Source organism: Clostridioides sp. ES-S-0001-03 (assembly GCF_020676075.1).
Taxonomy (GTDB): Bacteria; Bacillota; Clostridia; order Peptostreptococcales; family Peptostreptococcaceae; genus Clostridioides.
Map to the genome: position 1 here is coordinate 56,503 of NZ_JACVWJ010000002.1, position 21,082 is coordinate 77,584.

Annotated in this window: 19 protein-coding genes; all 19 read left to right on the forward strand. The window is 27.4% G+C overall.

Annotation, left to right across the window (positions count from 1 at the left end; translation table 11 throughout):
• Window positions 1-17: 17 nt before the first annotated feature.
• Window positions 18-551: a molybdopterin-guanine dinucleotide biosynthesis protein B gene (gene mobB, locus IC174_RS03400; protein WP_227434041.1), complete on the forward strand. Its 534-nt coding sequence runs from the start codon at window positions 18-20 to the stop codon at window positions 549-551.
• Between the two features lie 128 nt (window positions 552-679).
• Window positions 680-955, forward strand: coding sequence for a PTS sugar transporter subunit IIB (locus IC174_RS03405; RefSeq protein WP_227434042.1), 276 nt, complete (start codon window positions 680-682; stop codon window positions 953-955).
• Between the two features lie 248 nt (window positions 956-1,203).
• The gene (locus tag IC174_RS03410; RefSeq protein ID WP_227434043.1) at window positions 1,204-2,904 is read left to right on the forward strand and encodes an ABC transporter ATP-binding protein; all 1,701 of its coding nucleotides are present in this window, start codon (window positions 1,204-1,206) and stop codon (window positions 2,902-2,904) included.
• A 336-nt stretch (window positions 2,905-3,240) separates the two neighbouring features.
• On the forward strand, window positions 3,241-4,428 hold the full coding sequence (locus IC174_RS03415; RefSeq protein WP_227434044.1) for a hypothetical protein: 1,188 nt from the start codon (window positions 3,241-3,243) through the stop codon (window positions 4,426-4,428).
• Between the two features lie 63 nt (window positions 4,429-4,491).
• Window positions 4,492-5,655, forward strand: coding sequence for a M20 family metallopeptidase (locus IC174_RS03420; protein WP_227434045.1), 1,164 nt, complete (start codon window positions 4,492-4,494; stop codon window positions 5,653-5,655).
• Between the two features lie 162 nt (window positions 5,656-5,817).
• Window positions 5,818-6,609, forward strand: coding sequence for a zinc transporter ZupT (gene zupT, locus IC174_RS03425; protein WP_413927182.1), 792 nt, complete (start codon window positions 5,818-5,820; stop codon window positions 6,607-6,609).
• Window positions 6,610-6,710: 101 nt separating this feature from the next.
• The gene (locus tag IC174_RS03430; RefSeq protein WP_227482173.1) at window positions 6,711-7,265 is read left to right on the forward strand and encodes a DUF2812 domain-containing protein; all 555 of its coding nucleotides are present in this window, start codon (window positions 6,711-6,713) and stop codon (window positions 7,263-7,265) included.
• A 416-nt stretch (window positions 7,266-7,681) separates the two neighbouring features.
• Window positions 7,682-8,263 carry an RNA-guided endonuclease InsQ/TnpB family protein gene (locus IC174_RS03435; RefSeq protein ID WP_413927176.1) on the forward strand — a complete coding sequence of 194 codons (582 nt, stop codon included), beginning with the start codon at window positions 7,682-7,684 and terminating at the stop codon, window positions 8,261-8,263.
• Window positions 8,264-8,446: 183 nt separating this feature from the next.
• Window positions 8,447-9,160 carry a LytR/AlgR family response regulator transcription factor gene (locus tag IC174_RS03440; RefSeq protein ID WP_227434048.1) on the forward strand — a complete coding sequence of 238 codons (714 nt, stop codon included), beginning with the start codon at window positions 8,447-8,449 and terminating at the stop codon, window positions 9,158-9,160.
• Window positions 9,154-10,536 (forward strand): sensor histidine kinase, encoded by a 1,383-nt coding sequence (locus tag IC174_RS03445; protein ID WP_227482174.1) that lies wholly within the window; start codon window positions 9,154-9,156, stop codon window positions 10,534-10,536. Before IC174_RS03440 ends, IC174_RS03445 begins: the two co-directional genes overlap by 7 nt.
• Window positions 10,537-10,790: 254 nt before the next feature.
• Window positions 10,791-11,474 (forward strand): hypothetical protein, encoded by a 684-nt coding sequence (locus IC174_RS03450; protein WP_227482175.1) that lies wholly within the window; start codon window positions 10,791-10,793, stop codon window positions 11,472-11,474.
• 189 nt (window positions 11,475-11,663) lie between these two features.
• Complete coding sequence (locus tag IC174_RS03455; protein WP_227434051.1) at window positions 11,664-14,036, forward strand: glycyl radical protein; 2,373 nt, start codon at window positions 11,664-11,666, stop codon at window positions 14,034-14,036.
• Window positions 14,037-14,050: 14 nt separating this feature from the next.
• Complete coding sequence (locus IC174_RS03460; protein WP_227434052.1) at window positions 14,051-14,953, forward strand: glycyl-radical enzyme activating protein; 903 nt, start codon at window positions 14,051-14,053, stop codon at window positions 14,951-14,953.
• Window positions 14,954-14,973: 20 nt separating this feature from the next.
• Window positions 14,974-15,525: a helix-turn-helix domain-containing protein gene (locus IC174_RS03465; RefSeq protein ID WP_227434053.1), complete on the forward strand. Its 552-nt coding sequence runs from the start codon at window positions 14,974-14,976 to the stop codon at window positions 15,523-15,525.
• A gap of 163 nt (window positions 15,526-15,688) precedes the next feature.
• Window positions 15,689-16,561 carry a metallophosphoesterase gene (locus IC174_RS03470; protein ID WP_227482176.1) on the forward strand — a complete coding sequence of 291 codons (873 nt, stop codon included), beginning with the start codon at window positions 15,689-15,691 and terminating at the stop codon, window positions 16,559-16,561.
• Between the two features lie 163 nt (window positions 16,562-16,724).
• A complete protein-coding gene (locus IC174_RS03475; protein WP_227482177.1) occupies window positions 16,725-17,705 on the forward strand; it encodes an SPASM domain-containing protein in 981 nt (326 codons plus the stop codon).
• 505 nt (window positions 17,706-18,210) lie between these two features.
• Window positions 18,211-18,432 carry a hypothetical protein gene (locus IC174_RS03480; RefSeq protein ID WP_227482178.1) on the forward strand — a complete coding sequence of 74 codons (222 nt, stop codon included), beginning with the start codon at window positions 18,211-18,213 and terminating at the stop codon, window positions 18,430-18,432.
• Between the two features lie 504 nt (window positions 18,433-18,936).
• Window positions 18,937-19,806 (forward strand): nitroreductase family protein, encoded by an 870-nt coding sequence (locus IC174_RS03485; RefSeq protein WP_227434057.1) that lies wholly within the window; start codon window positions 18,937-18,939, stop codon window positions 19,804-19,806.
• A 340-nt stretch (window positions 19,807-20,146) separates the two neighbouring features.
• On the forward strand, window positions 20,147-21,019 hold the full coding sequence (locus IC174_RS03490) for an AraC family transcriptional regulator (protein ID WP_227482179.1): 873 nt from the start codon (window positions 20,147-20,149) through the stop codon (window positions 21,017-21,019).
• Window positions 21,020-21,082: the final 63 nt, after the last annotated feature.

Genomic DNA, 21,082 nt, shown 5'->3' on the forward strand with positions numbered 1-21,082 from the left:
GAAGGGGATATGGTTTTATGTATAATGTATTATCAATTGTCTCTTATTCAGGAGTAGGTAAAACTACGTTGATTGAAGGTATAGTAAGAGAATTAAGTAAAGAAGGGTATAATGTTGGAGTTATCAAACACACATGCCATGATTTTGAGATAGATGAGGAAGGGAAAGATACTTATAAACATAGAAAATCAGGTGCGAGGAAAGTTTGTATAATATCAAATAAGAGGTTAGCATATATTGAAGAGTTAAAAGATAAAAATCCACTATATAAAATGATTAAGTTTTATGAAGATATGGACTTGATTATTATAGAAGGATATAAAAATTATAGATTTAAAAGATTAGAGGTAACTAGAAAGGATAAGTATAAGGATATTTTATCAAATAAATCTGATTTGATAGGTATTATAAGTGACATAGAATATGATTTAAATATTAAGCAGTTTAGTTTGAATGACTATAAAAATGTATCAAAGTACATAGAATATTGTATAAAAAATAATACTTTAAAATTAAATGATAGTGAAATAAAAAACATATTAAAAGAATAATTTTAAGATATTATTTTGATATAAAATGGTATAATTATTTATATATAAACAAAGATATGAGAAATTTATTTAATTATAAAAATCGTATTTTGAATTATAAAATATTATAGAAATCGTAGGAGGATAATATGAAAAAAATATTAGTAGCATGTGGAGCAGGAATTGCAACATCAACAGTAGTTTGCGACAAAGTAGAAAGATTGGTTAAAGAAAATAACATACAAGCAGAAGTTATACAATGTAAAATTGCTGAATGTGCAACAAAACAAGAAGGTGCTGATTTGATAGTATCTACTACTATATTGCCAACAACTTATGATATACCTGCAATAAAAGCAACAGCATACATAACAGGTATAAATACTGCTGCATTAGATAAGAAAATATTGGATGCTTTAAAATAAGTTTTTGAGTTTACAGTTATAAAAAATATTTAGTACTAAATATAGAGTTGTATCTTGTAAAATTTTATTTACATAGATATGGCTCTTTTTAGGTGTATTTTAAATATATGATTATATAAAATAAGTATTCAATTTTATGAAACATATTCTTTTGAATTGCAATTTTATAAAAGATTTAAAATTAGTGTTATGTTATACTAATTTAAGGGTATTTTTTAGACGTATTGATAAAGGAGGATTTAAAACTTATGATAAAACAATTTGTCAAATATTATAAACCATATAAGAAAATCTTTACATTAGACCTTATAGCTGCGTTCTTATTTTCTTTATGCGATTTAGTTTATCCTATGATAACTAGAAATATAATGGATGACATTGTTCCAAATAAAAATTTAAGAATGCTAGTAGTTTTTGCAGTTGTACTTATACTTATATTTATAGCAAAAGCAGGGCTTAATTATTTTATGCAATATTGGGGACATGTCATTGGTGTAGATATGCAAGCTGATATGAGAAATGAGGTATTTACACACTTACAGAGGCTTCCAAATACTTATTTTGATAATAATAAATCTGGTGTAACTATGTCTAGAATAGTAAATGATTTAATGGATATAACAGAACTTGCACATCATGGTCCTGAAGATTTATTCATTTCTATAGTAATGTTAGTTGGTTCATTCTTTATACTTATAGATATAAATATTCCTCTTACTCTTATAATTTTTGCTATATTGCCATTTATAATTTGGTTTGCTATAACAAAAAAAGATAAGATGAATATAGCCTTTATGAAAAGTAGAGTTACTATAGGTGATGTAAATGCAACTTTAGAAAATAGCATAGCTGGAATGAAAGTAACTAAGTCTTTTTGTACTGAAAAAGAAGAATTAAATAAGTTTGTAAGAAGTAATAAATTATTTAGGAGAGCACGACAAGATTCTTATAAAGTAATGGCAGAATATTATTCTGGTATGAATTTATATATGGATATTTTGGAATGGGTAGTTGTTATAGCTGGTGGATACTTTACTTATCTTGGGAAAATTACTTTAGGTGATTTTGCTGCATATATATTATATGTAAAGATGTTTATACAACCTATGAAGAAATTGATAAACTTTACAGAACAATATCAAAATGGTATGACAGGTTTTAAAAGATTCATAGAGATAATGGAACAGGACCATCAAAAAGAAGCTAAAAATCCTGTTGAACTTGAACATGTAAAAGGTAACATCGAGATAGAAAATATATCTTTTACATATGAAGATGATACCCAAGTATTAGATAATCTAAGTTTATCTATAGAAGCTGGTAAAACTATAGCTTTAGTAGGTCCTTCTGGTGGAGGAAAGACTACATTGTGTAATTTATTGCCAAGATTTTATGAGTTTGATAAAGGTGATATAAAAATTGATGGAAAAAGTATCAGGGATGTAAGTTTAAAATCTTTGCGAAAAAATATAGGTATAGTTCAACAAGATGTATTTTTATTTACAGGAACTATAAGAGATAATATTCTTTGTGGAAATCCTAGTGCTACAGATGAAGAGATGATTGAGGCTGCAAAAAAAGCTAGAATACACGATTTCGTAGAAACTTTGCCAGATGGATATGATACTTATATAGGAGAAAGAGGAGTAAAATTATCTGGGGGACAAAAACAAAGAATTTCAATCTCAAGAATCTTTTTAAAGAATCCTCCAATAATAATATTGGATGAAGCTACTTCCGCTTTAGATAATGTAACAGAAAGAGAAATTCAAGAGTCCTTAGAAGAGTTAAGTAAAGATAGAACAAATTTAGTTGTTGCACATAGGTTGACTACTATAAAAAATGCTGATGAAATCATAGTACTGACAGATAAAGGAATTGAAGAAAGAGGTACTCATGAAGAGTTAGTAAATAAAAATGGAGTATATAGTAGATTACACAATAACTAACATATACATTAAATTTATAAACATAGAATATATTAAGATTCATAAAGCAAATTCATTTTATATTAATGAGATGTTTTATGAAAAATGTATTCTATGTTTTATTTTTTGCAAATTATATTTAATTCTATTTATAAAAGTAGTGTTAAATAGCCAATTTACAGGATAACGTTTTTACAAAAAGAATAATTTAGAAAACTAACTTTAATTTATAGAATTTATAGAATTTTATGAAAAAAATCGAATTTTGACTTGAAATGTTTTTCAAAAGTAGTAAAATAATGGATAACTATACATACATTGTATACAAATATATTTATTTATGAGGGGGGATTTTGTATGGAGGCAATAACAGCTTTTTGTCTAGTTTTAGTATCACTGACGATAGGAGATGTAGTTTCAGCAAAAACTAAAGCTTTTGTTCCATCAGTTTTTGTATCAGCAATTATATTTATAGTAGGATTTTGGACTTTTTTCCCAGAAAATATCGTGGATTTAGCAGCTTTAGGGACACCATTAGCACAATTAGGCATGCTTTTATTAATAACTCATATGGGAACTATGATGAGTATTAAAGAGCTAGCAGGTCAATGGAAAACAATTGTAATAGCGTTAGCAGGAATAGTAGGAATATGTGTAGGAGCTTTGGCATTAGGAACTCTAGTGTTTGGATGGGATACAGCTGTAATCGCTACACCTCCTCTTACAGGAGGATTAGTTGCATCTATAATGATGGCAGATGCGGCTACAGCAAAAGGTCTTGCGAGTTTGGCAGTTTTAGCGATTTTAATGTATGTGGCACAAGGATTTGCAGGTTATCCTATCACAGCATTGATGCTTAAAAAAGAAGGAAAAAGACTTTTATCAGATTTTAGAAGTGGAAAAGTAACTGTAACTAAAGCTGAAGAAGAAACTGAAAAAGTACCTGAACAAAAGAGTAAGTTTAAGATAATTCCAGATTTACCTGAAAAGTACGACACAACATATATGATAATACTTAGATTAGGACTTGTAGCATGGTTAGCAGTACAATTTACAAATCTTACAAATGAAGTTGTATCAAGATATGTTATCTGTTTAATATTTGGTGTAATAGCATCAGAACTTGGAATAGTTGACAGAAAGCCACTTAATAAATCTGGTTCATTTGGATGGTTAATGACATCATTGATGGCTTTTATATTTGCAGGATTAGCAAAAGCTACACCAGCAATGCTTGCTGAAATGGCTGTTCCTCTTGTAGGAATTATAATATTTGGTGTAATAGGTATGGGAATATTCTCTATTATAGTAGGTAAATTTTTGGGTGAAAGTAAGGAAATGGCGTTTTCAGTTTCACTTACAGCACTTTATGGTTTCCCACCAAATTATATATTAACTGAAGAAGCAGTAAAGGCTCTAGCTGAAACTCCAGAAGAAAAAGAATTTCTGATGGATAAAATGCTTCCAAAGATGCTTGTTGGTGGATTTACTACAGTAACAATAGCTTCTGTAGTAATAGCAGGTATTTTTGTAAATCTTATATAAACTTTAATTAATAAATAAGGCATTTAAAAAATAAGAAGAATATGTTACACTTGGAGGTCTGGAATGAATATTAAAGAAATAACAAATGGATATAAAGATTATGTAATCAAACTTAGAAGGGAATTTCATGAAAATCCTGAAAAAAGTATGGAAGAATTTAGAACATCAAAGAGAATTAAAGAAGAACTTGATAAAATAGGAGTACCATATGTATCATCTGGAGGGACAGGTGTAGTCGCAACTATAAAAGGAAATAATCCAGGAAAAACTGTAGCACTTAGAGGAGATATGGATGCACTTCAAGTTGTTGAGTGTACAGAAGTAGAATACAAATCAAAAAATGAGGGGCTTATGCATGCTTGTGCACATGATGGTCACACATCAATGCTTTTAGGAGCAGCTAAGGTTTTGAATGATATTAAAGATGATATTAATGGAACTGTGAAATTATTTTTTCAACCAGGAGAAGAAGTAGGTAAAGGTGCAAGAGCTATGATTAAAGATGGCGCTATGGAAGGTGTAGATGGTGTATTTGGAATTCATCTTTGGAGTGATGTAGAGTGTGGGACTGTGTCAGTTGAAGAAGGTCCAAGAATGGCTTCTGCTGATTTCTTCAAAATTACTGTAAAAGGTAAGGGTGGTCATGGTTCACTTCCTCATCAAGGTGTTGATGCGGTACTTGCAAGTTCTGCATTAGTTATGAACTTACAATCCATGGTTAGTAGAGAAGTCAGTCCTTTAGAGCCGCTAGTTGTAAGTGTTGGAATTTTAAATTCTGGAACAAGATTTAATGTAATAGCAAGTGAAGCTGTTCTAGAAGGTACAATAAGATTATTTAATCCAGAACTTAGAAAACAAATTCCTACGATTTTAGAACGTATAGCAAAATCTACAGCAGAAGCATATAGAGCAGAGGCTGAGTTAGAGTATGGATATTTAACACCAGCTGTTATAAATGACAGGGAATGTTCAAAGATAGCTACAGAAGCAGTAATTAAGCTATTTGGAAAAGAAAGTATAGCACTATTTGAAAAAGTAACAGGAGCAGAGGATTTTGCTGAGTTTATGAATATTGCACCTGGTGCATTGGCATTTGTAGGGGCTAGAAATGAAGCTAAAGGAGCTTGTTATCCTCATCATCATGGGTGTTTTAATATAGATGAGGATGCTTTAGAGATTGGAACTGCCTTATATGTTCAATATGCAGTAGACTTTTTAAATAAATAAATTTAATATACTATAAAGAAAAAGCAGAGATTAAGTTTATACTCTGCTTTTTTATTGTCTATAATTACTATAAATATTGACTATAAAAAAAAGATATGATATTATAAAAGAAAATGATAATCAATATCAATTAATAAGAAGGTGATTTAATTGAGTAATATAATGTTTGCGTTTTTAATAACTTTGTTTGCAGGTTTGTCTACTGGAATAGGAAGTTGTATAGCGTTTTTTGCTAAAAAGACTAATACTAAATTTCTTTCTGTAAGTTTAGGATTTTCTGCTGGTGTTATGATTTATGTATCTATGATAGAAATATTTCCTAAGGCACAAGAAGCTCTAACAAAGTCTATGGGAGAAAAATTAGGAAGCTGGTCAACTGTAATAGCTTTTTTTGCAGGAATGGCTATCATTGCAATTATTGATAAGTTAATTCCTCAAGAAGAAAATCCTCATGAGATAAAGAAAATGGAAAATTTGGATGAAAAAAATATACAAAAAAATAAATCTCTCTTAAGAACTGGGATATTTACAGCAATGGCTATAGCAATTCATAATTTTCCAGAAGGGTTAGCTACATTTATATCGGCGCTTGATGATGCTACAATAGCGATACCAATAGCTATAGCAATAGCTATACACAATATACCAGAAGGAATATCTGTATCTGTACCAGTGTATTACGCTACAGGAGATAAAAAGAAAGCTTTCTATTATTCTTTTTTATCTGGAATGTCAGAACCTTTAGGGGCTATTATTGGGTATGCACTTCTTAGAAATTTTCTAAATGACACTACACTTGGAATTGTGTTTGCTCTTGTGGGAGGTATTATGGTATTTATATCACTTGATGAACTATTACCATCAGCTAGAGAATATGGTGAGCATCATCTATCAATTTACGGATTAATTGCAGGAATGGTTGTTATGGCTATTAGTTTATTGCTATTTAAATAGATTTTTAGATATCCAATTGTAACCTAAAATTAATATCAAAATGATATAATTATTAAGACAGATTATCATATGTCAAAAATATCATTTTGGAGGTGAATTTTATGGAAAAGAAAATGAAGTTTAAATTTGATTGGTATAGTTCACCTGATAGGATAGAAGAATGGTTAGAAGATATGGAAGAACAAGGATATAACTTATATAAGATAAGTAAATTTGGAGGAATATTTTATTTTTATAAAGGAACTCCAAGAAAAATAAAATATGCCATTGATTATTATTATGATGCTGAGGAAGATTATTTTAATAAACATAAGTATAGAGGGTGGAATCTTATATTTAGAAGCATTGGTAGTTTTATAGGTACATCTTCATGGTATGTATGGAGTAAAATATATGAAGATGTACCTCCTAAATTATATAGTGATTTGGATAAAAAAGATAAAGTAAAATCAATTTTATTCATGAATGTATTTTTATTTACTATTTTAGTAGTTATTTTTATATATTTATTGTTCACTGAAATAAGAAATTTATTTAATGGTTATGGAGTAGATATTTGTACTATCGCATTGCAAATTATGTTATTAATTTTGTATTTGGTACAATTATATAGAAGAATAATGTATTACTTAAGGATTAAAAAATTAACTAAATAAAGATGGAGAGTGTCTCAAAATGACTTTGAGACACTTTTTTTATCAATAAATGTTATTCTTTATATATATTTGTATCAGTTATAACCTTTTAGATTTTATTTAAATCTTGAGTATTGATAAGAATAATTTAAAAATGTTATTCTAAGGTATCGGATATTTAAAATCACATTTAAATATATCAATTAAAAAATTTCAATAGTGTGTAATAAGAAAGTGTATAAGGCGTTGTAATTAGAAAATAAAAATATATTTAAATATAATCAAATATAGTATAATACAATCACAGAAAAGTGTGATTGTATGAGTAAACACTATAAACATTTATACAAGGGTTTCAACTTCTAATCAAAAAGATGATTTAAAAACCAGGTTGAATTTCTCAGACAGTAATGCTAGTGCTAAAGGAATGATAATAGATGATTAGTTGTCGAATATATGGATTAAGAAAATACAAGAAAAAGATTAGAGAGGATGAGGAAGTTGAAAAGAAGTTAAAAAGAGAACTGATAAAACTTTCAAGGAAATATGAAAGTTTAAAAATAAGAAATAAAATAGAAGAAGGGAGAGCTACTAGTCAAAATATTCAAAAACAAGTAGTCAAAGTACAAAAACTTCATCAAAGATTAGCTAATATAAGAACTGATTATATAAATAAAACTATAAGCGAGATAGCGAAAAACAAGCCATCTTATATAGTAATTGAAGATTTAGCTGTTTCTAACTTGATGAAAAATAAGCATTTATCAAAAGCTATTGTGAGTCAAAAACTCTATGGATTTAGAACCAAACTAACATCTAAATGTAAGGATAATTGCATAGAACTTAGAGTTGCAGATAGATTTTATCCATCATCAAAGACTTGTAGTAAGTGTGGAGAGATTAAAAGAAACTTAAAACTCAAAGATAGAGTTTACAAATGTGAATGTGGATTATCTATAGATAGGGATTTAAATGCAAGTATTAATCTTAAAAATACTAAAAAATATAAGCTAGCTTAAAATCAAATTGATTCGCACACACGTGGTTCAAGAGTGCTTATATATGTACGGAGAGCTAACTTCGGAATTTAAGCCTTTGGAGAACTATACAAAATCGTAGTCGCTTAGGTAAGGAGAGGTTCAGTGAAGAAGGAAAAATCTCTATATGGATATATTTGACCATATTTTGAGTAGCAGGAACTTATGATTAGGATAGCAATTTGTGAAGATGAAAAAGAAACACAATGTTTAATAGAAGAATATCTTTATAATATATTAAAAATTATTAATGTAGAATATGAAATACAAAAATATAGTTCTGGAGAAGATTTACTCAAAGTGAGTTTAAAAGATATAGATATACTTCTTCTTGATATACTAATGGAGCAAATGAATGGAATGGATACTGCAAGAAAGATTAGAGAAGTAGATAATAAAATGGAGATAATATTTATAACCTCCTTAATAGATTATGTGCAAGAAGGATATGAAGTAAGAGCTTATAGATATTTGTTAAAACCCATAGAATTAGAAGAATTAAAAAAACATATATTAACTTGTATTAAAGATATTGAAACAAATAAAAGTAATTACATTGTAATAAAGAACAAGTCTAATACATACAAGATTTATTTAAATGAAATAAAATATATAGAAATTCAAAAAAAAGATATGTTAATACACACAATAAATAAGGGTTTTGGAGTAAAGTATAGTCTAGGAAAAATAGAAAAAGATTTAAAACTAGATAAATTTGTAAGATGTCATAAAAGCTTTATAGTTAATCTAAGTTATGTAGAAAATATAAAGCCCAATATTGCTATTTTAGAAAGTGGAGAAGAAGTACCTATTAGTAGATATAGATATAAAGAGGTTAAGGAAAAATTTTTGAAATTTCTTGGTGATACAATATGTTAAATTTTATGTCTGATTTATTATTAATTGTATCTATATGTGTACGATTTATTATTCTGAAAAGGATATTAATTTATAAAGAAGATAATAAAAAAGACAAACAAATAGTATTTTATACTTTATTGGGATTAATTTATATTATAGTTAAAATAACTAGATTATTTAATATAGAAGAAAATTATATTAATAATATGTACTATTTGATTGATGTTGTAGTATTTATTGTATGGGCGATATATTATAATTATTTTTACAACATAGGATATCTTAAATTTATAATTTTCTTTTTCCTATTTAATATTTATTATGATTGTTTTAAAGATGTTGTAGATAGAATTTTATTTTTTGTAGTTACAGGTAATTTTGTTTCATCTAAAGAGTGGCTTTTGGCATCTGATTCTGATAATATAAAGGTTTACATATACAGTAACCTACTTATTATATTTGTATATATGATACTTAGTTTTCTGTATAATCGATTTAAATTGCTTAGCCAAGATAAAAGGAATTATGTATATTTGTTATTTGCTCTAATGGCTAACACCATGAATATAATTGGAGTCTATATATCAAGAATATTAGAACGGTTTAGATGGTTACATTCAGAACCATATTATTTTGAGAATTTTGTAAATCCAAAGATAATAGGAGCTAGCACCATTGTTCTTATATTATTGTTTAGGCAAATAATAAAAGATAATAAATTAAAATCTCAGAATGAATTAATAAAAAATAAGTTAGATATGCAATATGCTCATTATTTAAGTATTCAAGAATCTCATATGAGGGTTAAGAAGCTTTATCATGACATAAACAATCATATTTGCTGTATAGATAATCTTAAAAATGATGGCAAAGAAATTAATGAATATATAAATAATTTAAAAGATGAAATTAGAGAGTTCAAATCTATTTATAATACAGGAAACATGATATTAGACATTATAATCAATGAGAAGAGTGAAATATCTGCAAAAAAGGGAATTAAATTTATTTGTGACATAAACTTTTCAAAAGTTGATTTTATAAAACCCATAGATGTGTCAAGCATATTTGCCAATATTTTAGATAATGCAATAGAAGCATGTGAGAAAATATCAGATGAAAATATTGATAGATATATTAGAATTAAAGGAACTATAACAAAATCATTTTTTGTACTTAAATGTGAGAATAGTAAAGCAAATAATATTATTTCTAATAAAAATATACTGTTAACAGATAAGATGGATAAATTTGTACATGGAATAGGAATTCAAAGTATTAAATCATCTTTACAAGAGTATAATGGAGAATTATTATTTGAAAATCAGAAAGACAAATTTATACTAAATATATGCATACCATTGAATCAAGATGCTGACAGTTGGGTCGATTAAGTTACTAGTTGGGTCATCTATATTGATACTTAAAAATAAGGATGTTATCTTTTTAATAATAAAAGATAACATCCTTATTTTTAAGCATAAAGAAATTTATAATTTTACTAATCTTAATTATAAGAATTAGTTACAAAGAAAGGTGATATATATTGAAAAACTAACCATAAAAATAATAAAAATACAAGATATTGTAATACAGGATGTAATTAATAAAAACTTGAAAAGTAGAAATACAATGGAGGAAAATATATATGAAGGCGAAAAAATATATTTTAGCTATGATAGTAATTTTAAGTATAAGTTCAAGCTTAATGGTAGGATGCACAACAACTGTATCCAATGAAGATTTAAATAACTCAGAGCAAGCTAGTGAAAATTCATCAAACAACTCAATTGAAGCTAAAAAAAATGACTCTATTAAATTATTTGAGGATTACTCAAAAAAAGCTAGTACTGTAGAAGGATTGGAAGAAGTTAAAAAAGATTTATCTCAAAAATTTTCAAAGGCTATAATGGATAGTGGTTATAAGGTAGTTAATTCAAATTCAGATGGAAGTTTTGTAGTTTCTATAAATGGATTTGAAAAGCCACCTGAAAAAGATATTAGAAGTTTATTTTACTCTATGTCTGAAGATAACAAAAAAGGAAAATCAGTAGTAGATATTCTCTGTGCTAAAGAATATCCTGAGAATAAAAAGTTAGCTGAAAGTGATAAATATATTAAATTTATGTACAACATATTTAAGTCATTAACTAATACTGATTTAACTGAGAAAGATTTTTCAAATAAAGTTATAAAAATATTTAATGAAGGTGTAGGCTCTGTAGAACTTCCCTATATGAATGATATACATGTTGAAGTTAACAAAGTTAAAAAATCTACTAAAGTACTAAAATTGAGTTTAGAATATGAATTTGATATTTCAAGTCATTAATGTAATAAATAAATTATGACAGGTTAGAAATAAATTATAAAATAAAATTCATATTTATCTTTAGTAATGTTTTTTATTAAAAAATATATTATTTGTGGTTGCCATTTTATGTTAAAGGACAGTATAATATAATTAAAGTATGTTATAACATACAAAAGTTAATATATATTATCCAAAGGGGGATTTTAAATGAGTCAAACTGATAGAATAGAAGCATTTAGACAAGAATACGTTAATTCTAAACCTATGATATGTTGTGAAAGGGCTAGAATTTTTACAGAATCACATAAAAAGACTGAGGGAGAAGCCATATGTATAAGAAGAGCGAAAGCCTTTTTAGATGCATGCAAAGAACTTCCTATAAAAATATTTGAGAATGAATTAATTGTAGGTACAGCTGGTAAATTTAGAAGAACAGGTATATTAACACCAGAATTTTCTTGGCAATGGGTAGATAAGGAAATGGATACTTTTGATGAAAGAACTCAAGACCCATATGTCATATCAAAAGAGCAAATAGAATTTATAAGAAAAGAGATATTTCCATATTGGAAGGGTAAATCTTTGGAAGAAGTTTTTTTAGCAAGAATTCCAGAAGATACAGCTAAGATATTGGTAGATACAGGAATAATAGATAATGATTCTAAGTGGAGACAGGCAGTAGGGGAAGTAACTCCAGATTATCAAGATATACTATTTGTAAAAGGATATAAGGGGATAAAGAAAGAAGCAGATAAGAAGATAAAAGAATTAGATATATCAATTTCAGAAAATATTGAAAAAATAGATTTCTATAAGTCTATTTCTATTGTTGCAGATGGTATCATGACATTGGCAAATAGATATTCAAAACTTGCAAAAGAAATGAGTGAATCAGAGAAAGATTCAAAAAGAAAGTTAGAACTTATAAAAATATCAGAAGTATGTGAGAATGTACCAGCAAATCCTCCAACTAGTTTTTATGAAGCGATACAATTTGTATGGTTTGTGCAATTAGGTGGTGTTTTATCTGAAAATCCATTAGCATTGAACTTAGGTAGATTTGACCAATATATGTATCCATATTATGAAAAAGATACTAAAAAAGGAAATATAACTAAATCAGAGGCTCAAGAGTTGATAGAGGCTCTATGGATTAAGCTATCAGAGTGGGTATGGACAATATCAGCAAATACAGCAAATTATTTTGCAGGATACAACCAATTTCAAAACCTTACTGTTGGTGGCAAAAAGAGAAATGGAACTGATGGAACGAATGATATTTCATATATGTGTTTAAAGGCAACAGAAAGTGTAAAAACTCATCAACCAGGTTTAAGTGTTAGAATAAGTCAGGGAGCACCAGATGATTTTGTTATGGCAGTTGCGAAATTAGTAAAACAAGGTACTGGTTTTCCTGCTATACACAGTGATAGTGCAGGGGCACAAATGTTACTTCAAGATGGATATGATGCAGAAGATGCAAGAGATTGGAGCAATTGTGGTTGTGTAGTTCCTCACTTTAGAAAGACAGGTCAATGGACTTCAGCAGTAAATATTAATTTTGCAGCAGCACTAGAATATGCTATGAATGAAGGGAAGAGTAGATTAACTGGAGAAAAAATGGGGTTAGATGTAAAAAATATCAATGAATTTGCATCTTTTGAAGAAGTTAAAGAAGAGTTTTTAAAGCAACTAGCATATCTTATCAAGAATTCTGTTATAGGAACTACTGTTGCTCAACAAATTCATAAAGAAATAGTACCAAGACCATTTTTATCTACCTGTGTAGATGGTTGTTTGGATAAAGGTATTGATTTAAGTAAAGGTGGGGCAAAATACAATATAGGACCTGTTTTAACAGGCATAGGTCTAGGTGTAGTTTCAAACTCATTGGCAGCTATAAAAAAATTAGTATTTGAAGATAAGGTGACTACATTAGAAGAGTTAACAAAAGCATTAAATAATGACTGGGAAGGCTATGAAGAATTAAGAAAACTTGCCTTAGATGTTCCTAAATATGGAAATGACAATGATTATGTAGATTCATTGGCTATTGAAGTTTCTGATTTTTATTACAGTGAAACTAGAAAATATAAGGATATTTTTGGTTCTAAATTTAATAGTGCATTTATGGGTATATCAAACTATGTTCCAACTGGAAAAATAGTAGGTGCAACTCCATGTGGAAGAAAAGCTACAAAACCTTTGACAGAAGGAGTTTCTCCATTTGTTGGAACTGATACAACAAGTCCATTGGCAGCTATGAAATCTGCATCAAAAATAAATCATGATGTTCACACTGGAGGAACACTTCTAAATTTGAGATTTAATCAAGATTTGGTTGAAACAGAAAGAGGGCTTAGAAATCTAACTTCTATGGTAAAATCATATTTTGCACTAGGTGGATTCCACGTACAATTTAATACAATATCAAATGATGTCTTATTAAAAGCTCAAGAAAATCCAGAAGAATATAAAGATTTATTAGTTAGAGTTGCTGGATATAGTACTCAATTTGTTAATTTATCAAGAGAGATGCAAGATGCTATAATAGCCAGAAACTCACACAGTAAATTTTAATTATGAGGTAGATTATGAGTAAAAAAGGTAAAGTTGTAAAGGTACAACATTTTTCAGTAAATGATGGTGATGGAATAAGGACTACTATATTTTTAGAAGGATGCAAATTAAAATGTAAGTGGTGTTCTAATCCAGATTCATGGAGCAATATAGTAAAGCTAGGAGTCATGAAGGATAAGTGTATATCTTGTAATAGGTGTACAGATGTTTGTCCTCAAAATATAAGTTCATTATTTGACAGAAGTCAAATAAATGATAAGTGTGATTTGTGTGGAAAATGTGTTAAAACATGTCTTAATGATGCTATCTGTATAATGACTGAAGAAATGACTGTTGAAGAGATTGTAAAGGAAGTTGAAAAAGATTTTATATTTTTCTTTGAGTCTAACGGAGGAGTAACTTTTTCTGGAGGAGAACCCACACTTCAAATTGAATTTTTAAGAGAATTAGTTGATGCTTTTTATAATAAAGGTATAAACATAGCAATTGAGACTTGTGGATATTTTGAGTGGGATAAAGTGAAGGATGTCTTTGAAAAAATAGACCATATATTTGTAGATATAAAATCTATGGATGATAATGTTCACAGAGCATATACAGGAGTAAGTAACGAGATAATATTAGAAAATATATGTAGACTTTCAAAATTAAACAAATCTATGGTTATAAGAGTACCAATTATTTCTGGAGTGAATGATAGTGAAGAAAATATAAGAAACACTGCATTATTTGTAAAGCAAAATGTTTTAGGTGGAAAGATGGAATTACTTCCATATCATAAATTTGGACTTGATAAATATAAAGCATTAGGGCTTGAAGATTATATGTATGAATTTGATGAAATTTGCAATAGCCATATGTTAAAATTAAAAGAGATAGTAGAGCTTACAGGAGTAAAAATCATAGAATACAAATAGGCTATCAGGAGGATTTTAACATGGATAATAAATTTCCTAATGTAGGAGAAAACTTAAGGTTATTAAGACAAGATATGGGTATAAGTTTAGATAAAGCTTCAAAGATGACAGGAGTTAGTAAAGCAATGCTGGGGCAGATTGAAAGAGGTGAATCTAGCCCCACTGTATCTACCTTATGGAAAATTTCATCTGGATTCAAAATAAACTTTACGACACTGTTAAATGAAAATACAAACACTTATGAGGTTATAAAAAAAGAGGATGTAGAACCTATTATTGAACAACAAGGCAATATGAAGTTGTATCCTATATATCCTTTTAGCCCTCAAAGGAGGTTTGAACTTTTTATAATTGAGCTTGAAGCAAATTGTACTCATGTTTCATCTACACATAGTCATGTTCTGGAAGAGTATGTACTTGTAATAGAAGGTAAACTTGAACTTAATGTAGATGGAAAAACTTATATTTTAGAGTCTGGACATTCAATTAGATTTGATGGAACACTAGAACATTTATATAAAAATTTAAATAACGGAAGAACTGTATTTCATAATATAGAAGTTTATAGATAATTTTATAGTTATCTATTTTGGGAATAAATATTTATTACCAAAATGGATAACTTATTTTTATAATGTCGAAAAGATTTGTATGCATGTACTAACATTATTGTTTTAAAATAAACATAAAAGCATTATAATAATATTAATAAAATATAATAAAAAGGAAGAATATATGATTATGAAAGTTATATTGACAGTATTAGTATTAGCAATCTTATATATTCTGTATAAGTATGAGACTCAACATATAGAAACAACAGAATATACCATATTTAATGAAAAAATTTCAAAAGAATTTAATGATTTTAAAATAGTTCAAGTAAGTGATTTACATAATAAGGTATTTGATAAAAATAATAATAAAACATTGATAGATAAAATTGAATCCTTAAATCCAGATGTTATATTTATAACAGGAGACTTAGTTGATGGAGAAAATAAAAATTTTCAAATTGCATTAGATTTAATTGATAATTTAGTAAAAAAATATGAAGTGTACCATATAATTGGAAATCATGAACAAAAATCTTTAATAAAAAAATACAAACATCTATATAGGGATTATTTTAAGGAATTGTATTCAAAAAAAATAATAAATATGGAAAATGAATCTGTAAGAATATATAAAGGAGATAGTTATATTAATCTATATGGTTTAATCATACCATTGGAATGCTATCCATATTTTTTTGCTAATAATAAAAAGTTAGAATTGCGTGACAGTTTTGTACAAGATAAGTTAGGTAAAATAAACGAAAATGAGTATAATATACTTTTAGCTCATACACCATTTTTCTTTGAAAAATATGTAAAATGGGGAGCTGATTTAGTTCTGGCTGGTCATGTTCATGGTGGTATAATAAGAATACCTTTTATTGGAGGTGTACTATCTCCAAATAGAGAGTTTTTTCCTAAGTATGATTGGGGAAAATATGAAAAAGGTAGTAGCACTATGGTTTTAAATAAAGGCTTAGGAGGTTCAAAAGTTCTCATTAGACTTAATTGTAAACCAGAAGTAGTAAGAATTACATTAAAGTCTAATTAATAAGGTTTTTTGTGTATATAAACATCAATGACATATATATAAAATTGGTGTAAAACCCTATTAAATAGATACAATTATTAATTTTTAATAATTATTTAATTAATGTAAATAAATTGTTATTTTTAGCATGTAATATTTAAAATATAGGGGGTAGTTAAAAATCATGGGTGATATAATTAGATTTTATGAATCTGTAAAAAACAAATATCCGAAATTAAAAGATGGAACTAGAGTTCATATGTGGCCAAAAGAAAATATCATAATTGGACCTATTTATGATGAGGCAAATGGATATGAAAAAAGTATAGGAAGTGTGGATAGTTTAAGTTGGAAGCAAGTTGTTGTACTAGCAGAATGTGATGGGAAAAATACTACTAAAGATATATTAGATATATTATCCAACAGATATAGAAATATCCCTGACATGAGAGATAAGGTTATGGAATTTTTTATGTTTTATGATAATGAATATTTAACCTTTGAAGATGAGGAACAAACATTATCAAGTGTTTTTGAGATAACAGGAAATAAAGTATATCTTACACCTTTATACTTTACAATAGAGATAGATGGTAATGACAATAGGGTTCAATATTTTTCTGAAGTTATAAGTTTATTAAAGTGTATGTATGAAAAAGGGTGTAGGTTTATAGAAGTTATTGGTGAAGGTATTCTAAAAAACAAAGATATGAAAGAAGTATTTCAATATATGTTAGACCATTTTGATTTAATTATAGTAACTAAAGATAGTTTTACTATTGAAAGAAGTTTGATAAGAGAATTAGATGATTATCGTCATAAAGTAATATGGAATGTATATTCAGAGAATGATAACATACATGTTAAATTAAAAGAAGATATAAAAATAACTAGTTTGATAAAAAGAGGGCATACAGTAGTAAGGGGAGCTAGAGGAAGAGCAATAAAAATAGAAGATATGAGGTTTAAAGATATAAGAGAAAGATTTTCAAAATATGGTGCAGAATGGAGCCATGTATATATTTCTTCTGATGGCAGTGTAAAATCTTATTCCATTCAAAAAGAAAAAAGAGTCTATTTAGGCAATATATTTGACAATTCAGTTGAAGAAATTTTATTAGAAATGCAAAATAAGATTGATAATCAAGAGATTGTATATCAATAATTATCAAAATTAAGTTTTAGGAATAATTTATGATTGATTGTTTAGTTTTGTGTTAATAATCGTTAATGAGGTGATGTAACTTGTTAAGATTATTGAACAAATTTTTTTATGATGTTTTACTTAAATGTTGGATTTTTATGATGTTATGGATTTTTAGAGAACTTTTTACAGATACAAAATTAGTCAAAAAATTTAAACTTCATAAAATATTTATGTAAAAATCATATAAAATTCATATAACAGATGTATTATATAGAGTATAGAAAGACTAGCTTAAAAACCATAATATAATACCCTATTGTAATGATAACCCTCCCTCACATCCTCAAATAGAGTTATCATTACAAGAATTAATCCATAAATTTAAAATTTATGGTTTTTTTTTATTTAATTTGTTTTATTATCTAGGAATATGATTTATTATAGAATATATAATAAGTAATATAAAATACATTTGATTAAGTTTTTGACATGTTTTTAACTATACTAATAAGGAGGAGTATTTATGAATGTAAATAATCGCAAGTGCCCAGAGTGTGGTGAACATAGTAAAAAATTTGAAGTAATAGAAGAGTGTGAGGAGTGTGTGACATTTGAATGTTACACTTGTGGAACTATATCTATATTAAAGTATTGCGACAACTGTAAAGAATTTGTATTTGTAAATATTCCAAATAATGTAGAGACCTATGAGTATTGTTGCAGTAGATGTAATAATAAGATTTAATATAATTAAAATATATAATTTCATATGTTGTTTATACAAATATCATATAAAATTCATATATGTAATGTATTATAGAAATATAGAAAGAACTAGCTTAAAACATAATATAATTACCCTAAATTTATAATGGCAACTCTCCCTCACATCCTCAAATATAGTTGTCATTATAAAATACTTTGGCTGTTTCAAAAATGTAAAATCATTTTAGAAGCAGTCTATTTTTTTATAAAAAATAAAGAAGGCAACGGGAAGCCTTCTTTCGTGTAAAAAAAGTTTAATTTTTTGTTAAGATTTGTTTGTTTATTTTATATTATCTTTATAATATGTTTTTATTTGAAGGTTGGCAATGGATTTTGCACAACTGGTCATTATGAATGTAAAAGTGGAATATTATTAATAAATAATAATTACAAAATTGTAATTATTATTTATTAAGCAAATGCGTAAAATATCACATTAATGGGTATATAATTAATAATATACTAGTTTGGGGAGGATAAAATTATGAATTATAAAACAATCATATTAAATAGAAAGTCTGTTAGAGAATATAAAAAGACAGATATTAAAAAAGAGTATCTTAGTGAGATTAAGAAATACTCAGAATCTTGTAAGAAACTAGTTCCAGAGATAGACGTTGATATAAGAGTAATGAATAGAAGTGAAGTTTTTGACAATTTAGATAAAATAGCAGGATATAAAGGAAACATGATAGATGCTCCAAGTTATATTATAATATTATCTGAAGTAAAAGATAATTACATCGAAAATTCAGGATACATAGGAGAAAATATAATTTTTAAGGTAACAGACCTTGGAATAGGTTCTTGTTGGGTTACTTTTGAGGATAGTAAAAAGGTATTAGATAAACTTGGAATTGACTCAGACAAAGAGGTAACAGGAATTATTGCCATTGGATATGGAGAAAATGCAAGCAATACTAAAGTACTAAATGCTACAAAGACTGGTGATAATTATTCAAAATCTGATATGCAAGTTGTTTCAGACAATAGTTCTTCTCGTTTAGGTGTAGAAGAAGTAGTTTATATGGATGAGTGGGGAAATAATGCAAATACAAATATATTAGAAGAGAGAGCGCTTCTTGATGCATTCCATTATGCAAGATTAGCTCCATCTACATTAAATAGACAACCATGGAGATTTATAGTTGATGGAGGAGTTGTAGTTTTAGCAGTTAGAAAAGATGGTCATACTAATTTGTATGAAGAAAAAATAGATGTTGGTATAGTTATGCTTTATTTTGCAACAATAATAAGTGCAACTATGTTTGAGTTAAAATGGAATTTAGGCACTCCAGACAAAGATTATAAAATACCAGAAGACTATAAAATAGTTGGATATTGTAATATATAAAACAGTTTAATATTTAATTTAGTTTTACTTAAATTAATTTCTATAAAGAGTTCAATGCATTATATGGAATAATGTCATTGAACTCTTTTGTTGTATAGTTGTATAATCTAATTTCAGCATTATTAGTTGATAAATTTTATGTAAAAGAGGATTATTAATGTAAATTATTGGACTTGATATAAAGCCAATATAAAATTGATAGCTAAATGAGTAAATGTTATACTTTAAACTGAATCTGTATCTATTGTTGAAATAGTATTTTAAATCTTACAATTTTGTGCATAGATTGAGAGGTATATTATTTTATTAAACTGTATAATTTGCTTGGAGGGAATGTTAAATGGAATGGATAAATAAATTAAATCAAGCTATTACTTATATTGAAGACAATCTTGAAAGTGGAGTGGATTATGCAGAAGCAGCAAAAATTGCATGTTGTTCAACCTTCCATTTTCAAAGAATGTTCTCATATATTGCAGAAGTACCTTTGTCTGAATATATTAGACGTAGACGTATGACTAAGGCAGCATTTGAACTACAAAATAGTAATATTAAAATTTTAGAGCTGTCTGAGAAATATGGTTATGATTCACCTACATCTTTTAATAGGGCTTTTCAAAACATACATAGTATTTCTCCGTCTGCTGCTAGAGCAAAAGGTGTTGTTTTAAAAGCATATCCTAGGATAACCTTAACTATTTATGTAAAGGGAAATGTAGAAATGCAATATCGTATTGTGGAAAAAAAGGGATTTCGTATTGTTGGAGTAAAAGAGCATATGAATATGATTGTAGAGGAATGTTTTGATAAGGTTCCAAAGTTATGGGCTAAATCTATACAAAGTGGAATGATTGAAAAACTTTTGGAATTAATAAATCATGAACCTCATGGATTACTTGGAGTAAGCACATGTATGAATGGAAAGGACTTAGACTATTATATTGCTGCACCAACAGATAGACATACTTTAGAAAATACTTATGAATATTTTATACCATCGGGTACATGGGCAGTATTTGAATGTGTTTCTCCCATGCCAAATGCTACTGCTATACAGGAATTGCAAAAAAGAATTATTACTGAATGGTTACCAAGTTCTGGGTATGAGTATGCTAGTTTACCAGATATGGAACTTTATCCTAAAGGTGATATTAATGCTCCTGATTATACAGTAGAAGTTTGGATTCCAATTAAGAAACAAATTCAAAACTAGAGAAATAAGATGAAATTTTGAAATAGCAGACTAAAAATAGTCTGTTATTTTTAGTGAAATATG

Coding starts and splice junctions, on each gene's coding strand:
- mobB (WP_227434041.1), top strand. CDS start 18: ATGTATAATGTATTATCAATTGTCTCTTATTCAGGAGTAGGTAAAACT.
- IC174_RS03405 (WP_227434042.1), top strand. CDS start 680: ATGAAAAAAATATTAGTAGCATGTGGAGCAGGAATTGCAACATCAACA.
- IC174_RS03410 (WP_227434043.1), top strand. CDS start 1,204: ATGATAAAACAATTTGTCAAATATTATAAACCATATAAGAAAATCTTT.
- IC174_RS03415 (WP_227434044.1), top strand. CDS start 3,241: ATGGAGGCAATAACAGCTTTTTGTCTAGTTTTAGTATCACTGACGATA.
- IC174_RS03420 (WP_227434045.1), top strand. CDS start 4,492: ATGAATATTAAAGAAATAACAAATGGATATAAAGATTATGTAATCAAA.
- zupT (WP_413927182.1), top strand. CDS start 5,818: ATGTTTGCGTTTTTAATAACTTTGTTTGCAGGTTTGTCTACTGGAATA.
- IC174_RS03430 (WP_227482173.1), top strand. CDS start 6,711: ATGGAAAAGAAAATGAAGTTTAAATTTGATTGGTATAGTTCACCTGAT.
- IC174_RS03435 (WP_413927176.1), top strand. CDS start 7,682: ATGATTAGTTGTCGAATATATGGATTAAGAAAATACAAGAAAAAGATT.
- IC174_RS03440 (WP_227434048.1), top strand. CDS start 8,447: ATGATTAGGATAGCAATTTGTGAAGATGAAAAAGAAACACAATGTTTA.
- IC174_RS03445 (WP_227482174.1), top strand. CDS start 9,154: ATGTTAAATTTTATGTCTGATTTATTATTAATTGTATCTATATGTGTA.
- IC174_RS03450 (WP_227482175.1), top strand. CDS start 10,791: ATGAAGGCGAAAAAATATATTTTAGCTATGATAGTAATTTTAAGTATA.
- IC174_RS03455 (WP_227434051.1), top strand. CDS start 11,664: ATGAGTCAAACTGATAGAATAGAAGCATTTAGACAAGAATACGTTAAT.
- IC174_RS03460 (WP_227434052.1), top strand. CDS start 14,051: ATGAGTAAAAAAGGTAAAGTTGTAAAGGTACAACATTTTTCAGTAAAT.
- IC174_RS03465 (WP_227434053.1), top strand. CDS start 14,974: ATGGATAATAAATTTCCTAATGTAGGAGAAAACTTAAGGTTATTAAGA.
- IC174_RS03470 (WP_227482176.1), top strand. CDS start 15,689: ATGATTATGAAAGTTATATTGACAGTATTAGTATTAGCAATCTTATAT.
- IC174_RS03475 (WP_227482177.1), top strand. CDS start 16,725: ATGGGTGATATAATTAGATTTTATGAATCTGTAAAAAACAAATATCCG.
- IC174_RS03480 (WP_227482178.1), top strand. CDS start 18,211: ATGAATGTAAATAATCGCAAGTGCCCAGAGTGTGGTGAACATAGTAAA.
- IC174_RS03485 (WP_227434057.1), top strand. CDS start 18,937: ATGAATTATAAAACAATCATATTAAATAGAAAGTCTGTTAGAGAATAT.
- IC174_RS03490 (WP_227482179.1), top strand. CDS start 20,147: ATGGAATGGATAAATAAATTAAATCAAGCTATTACTTATATTGAAGAC.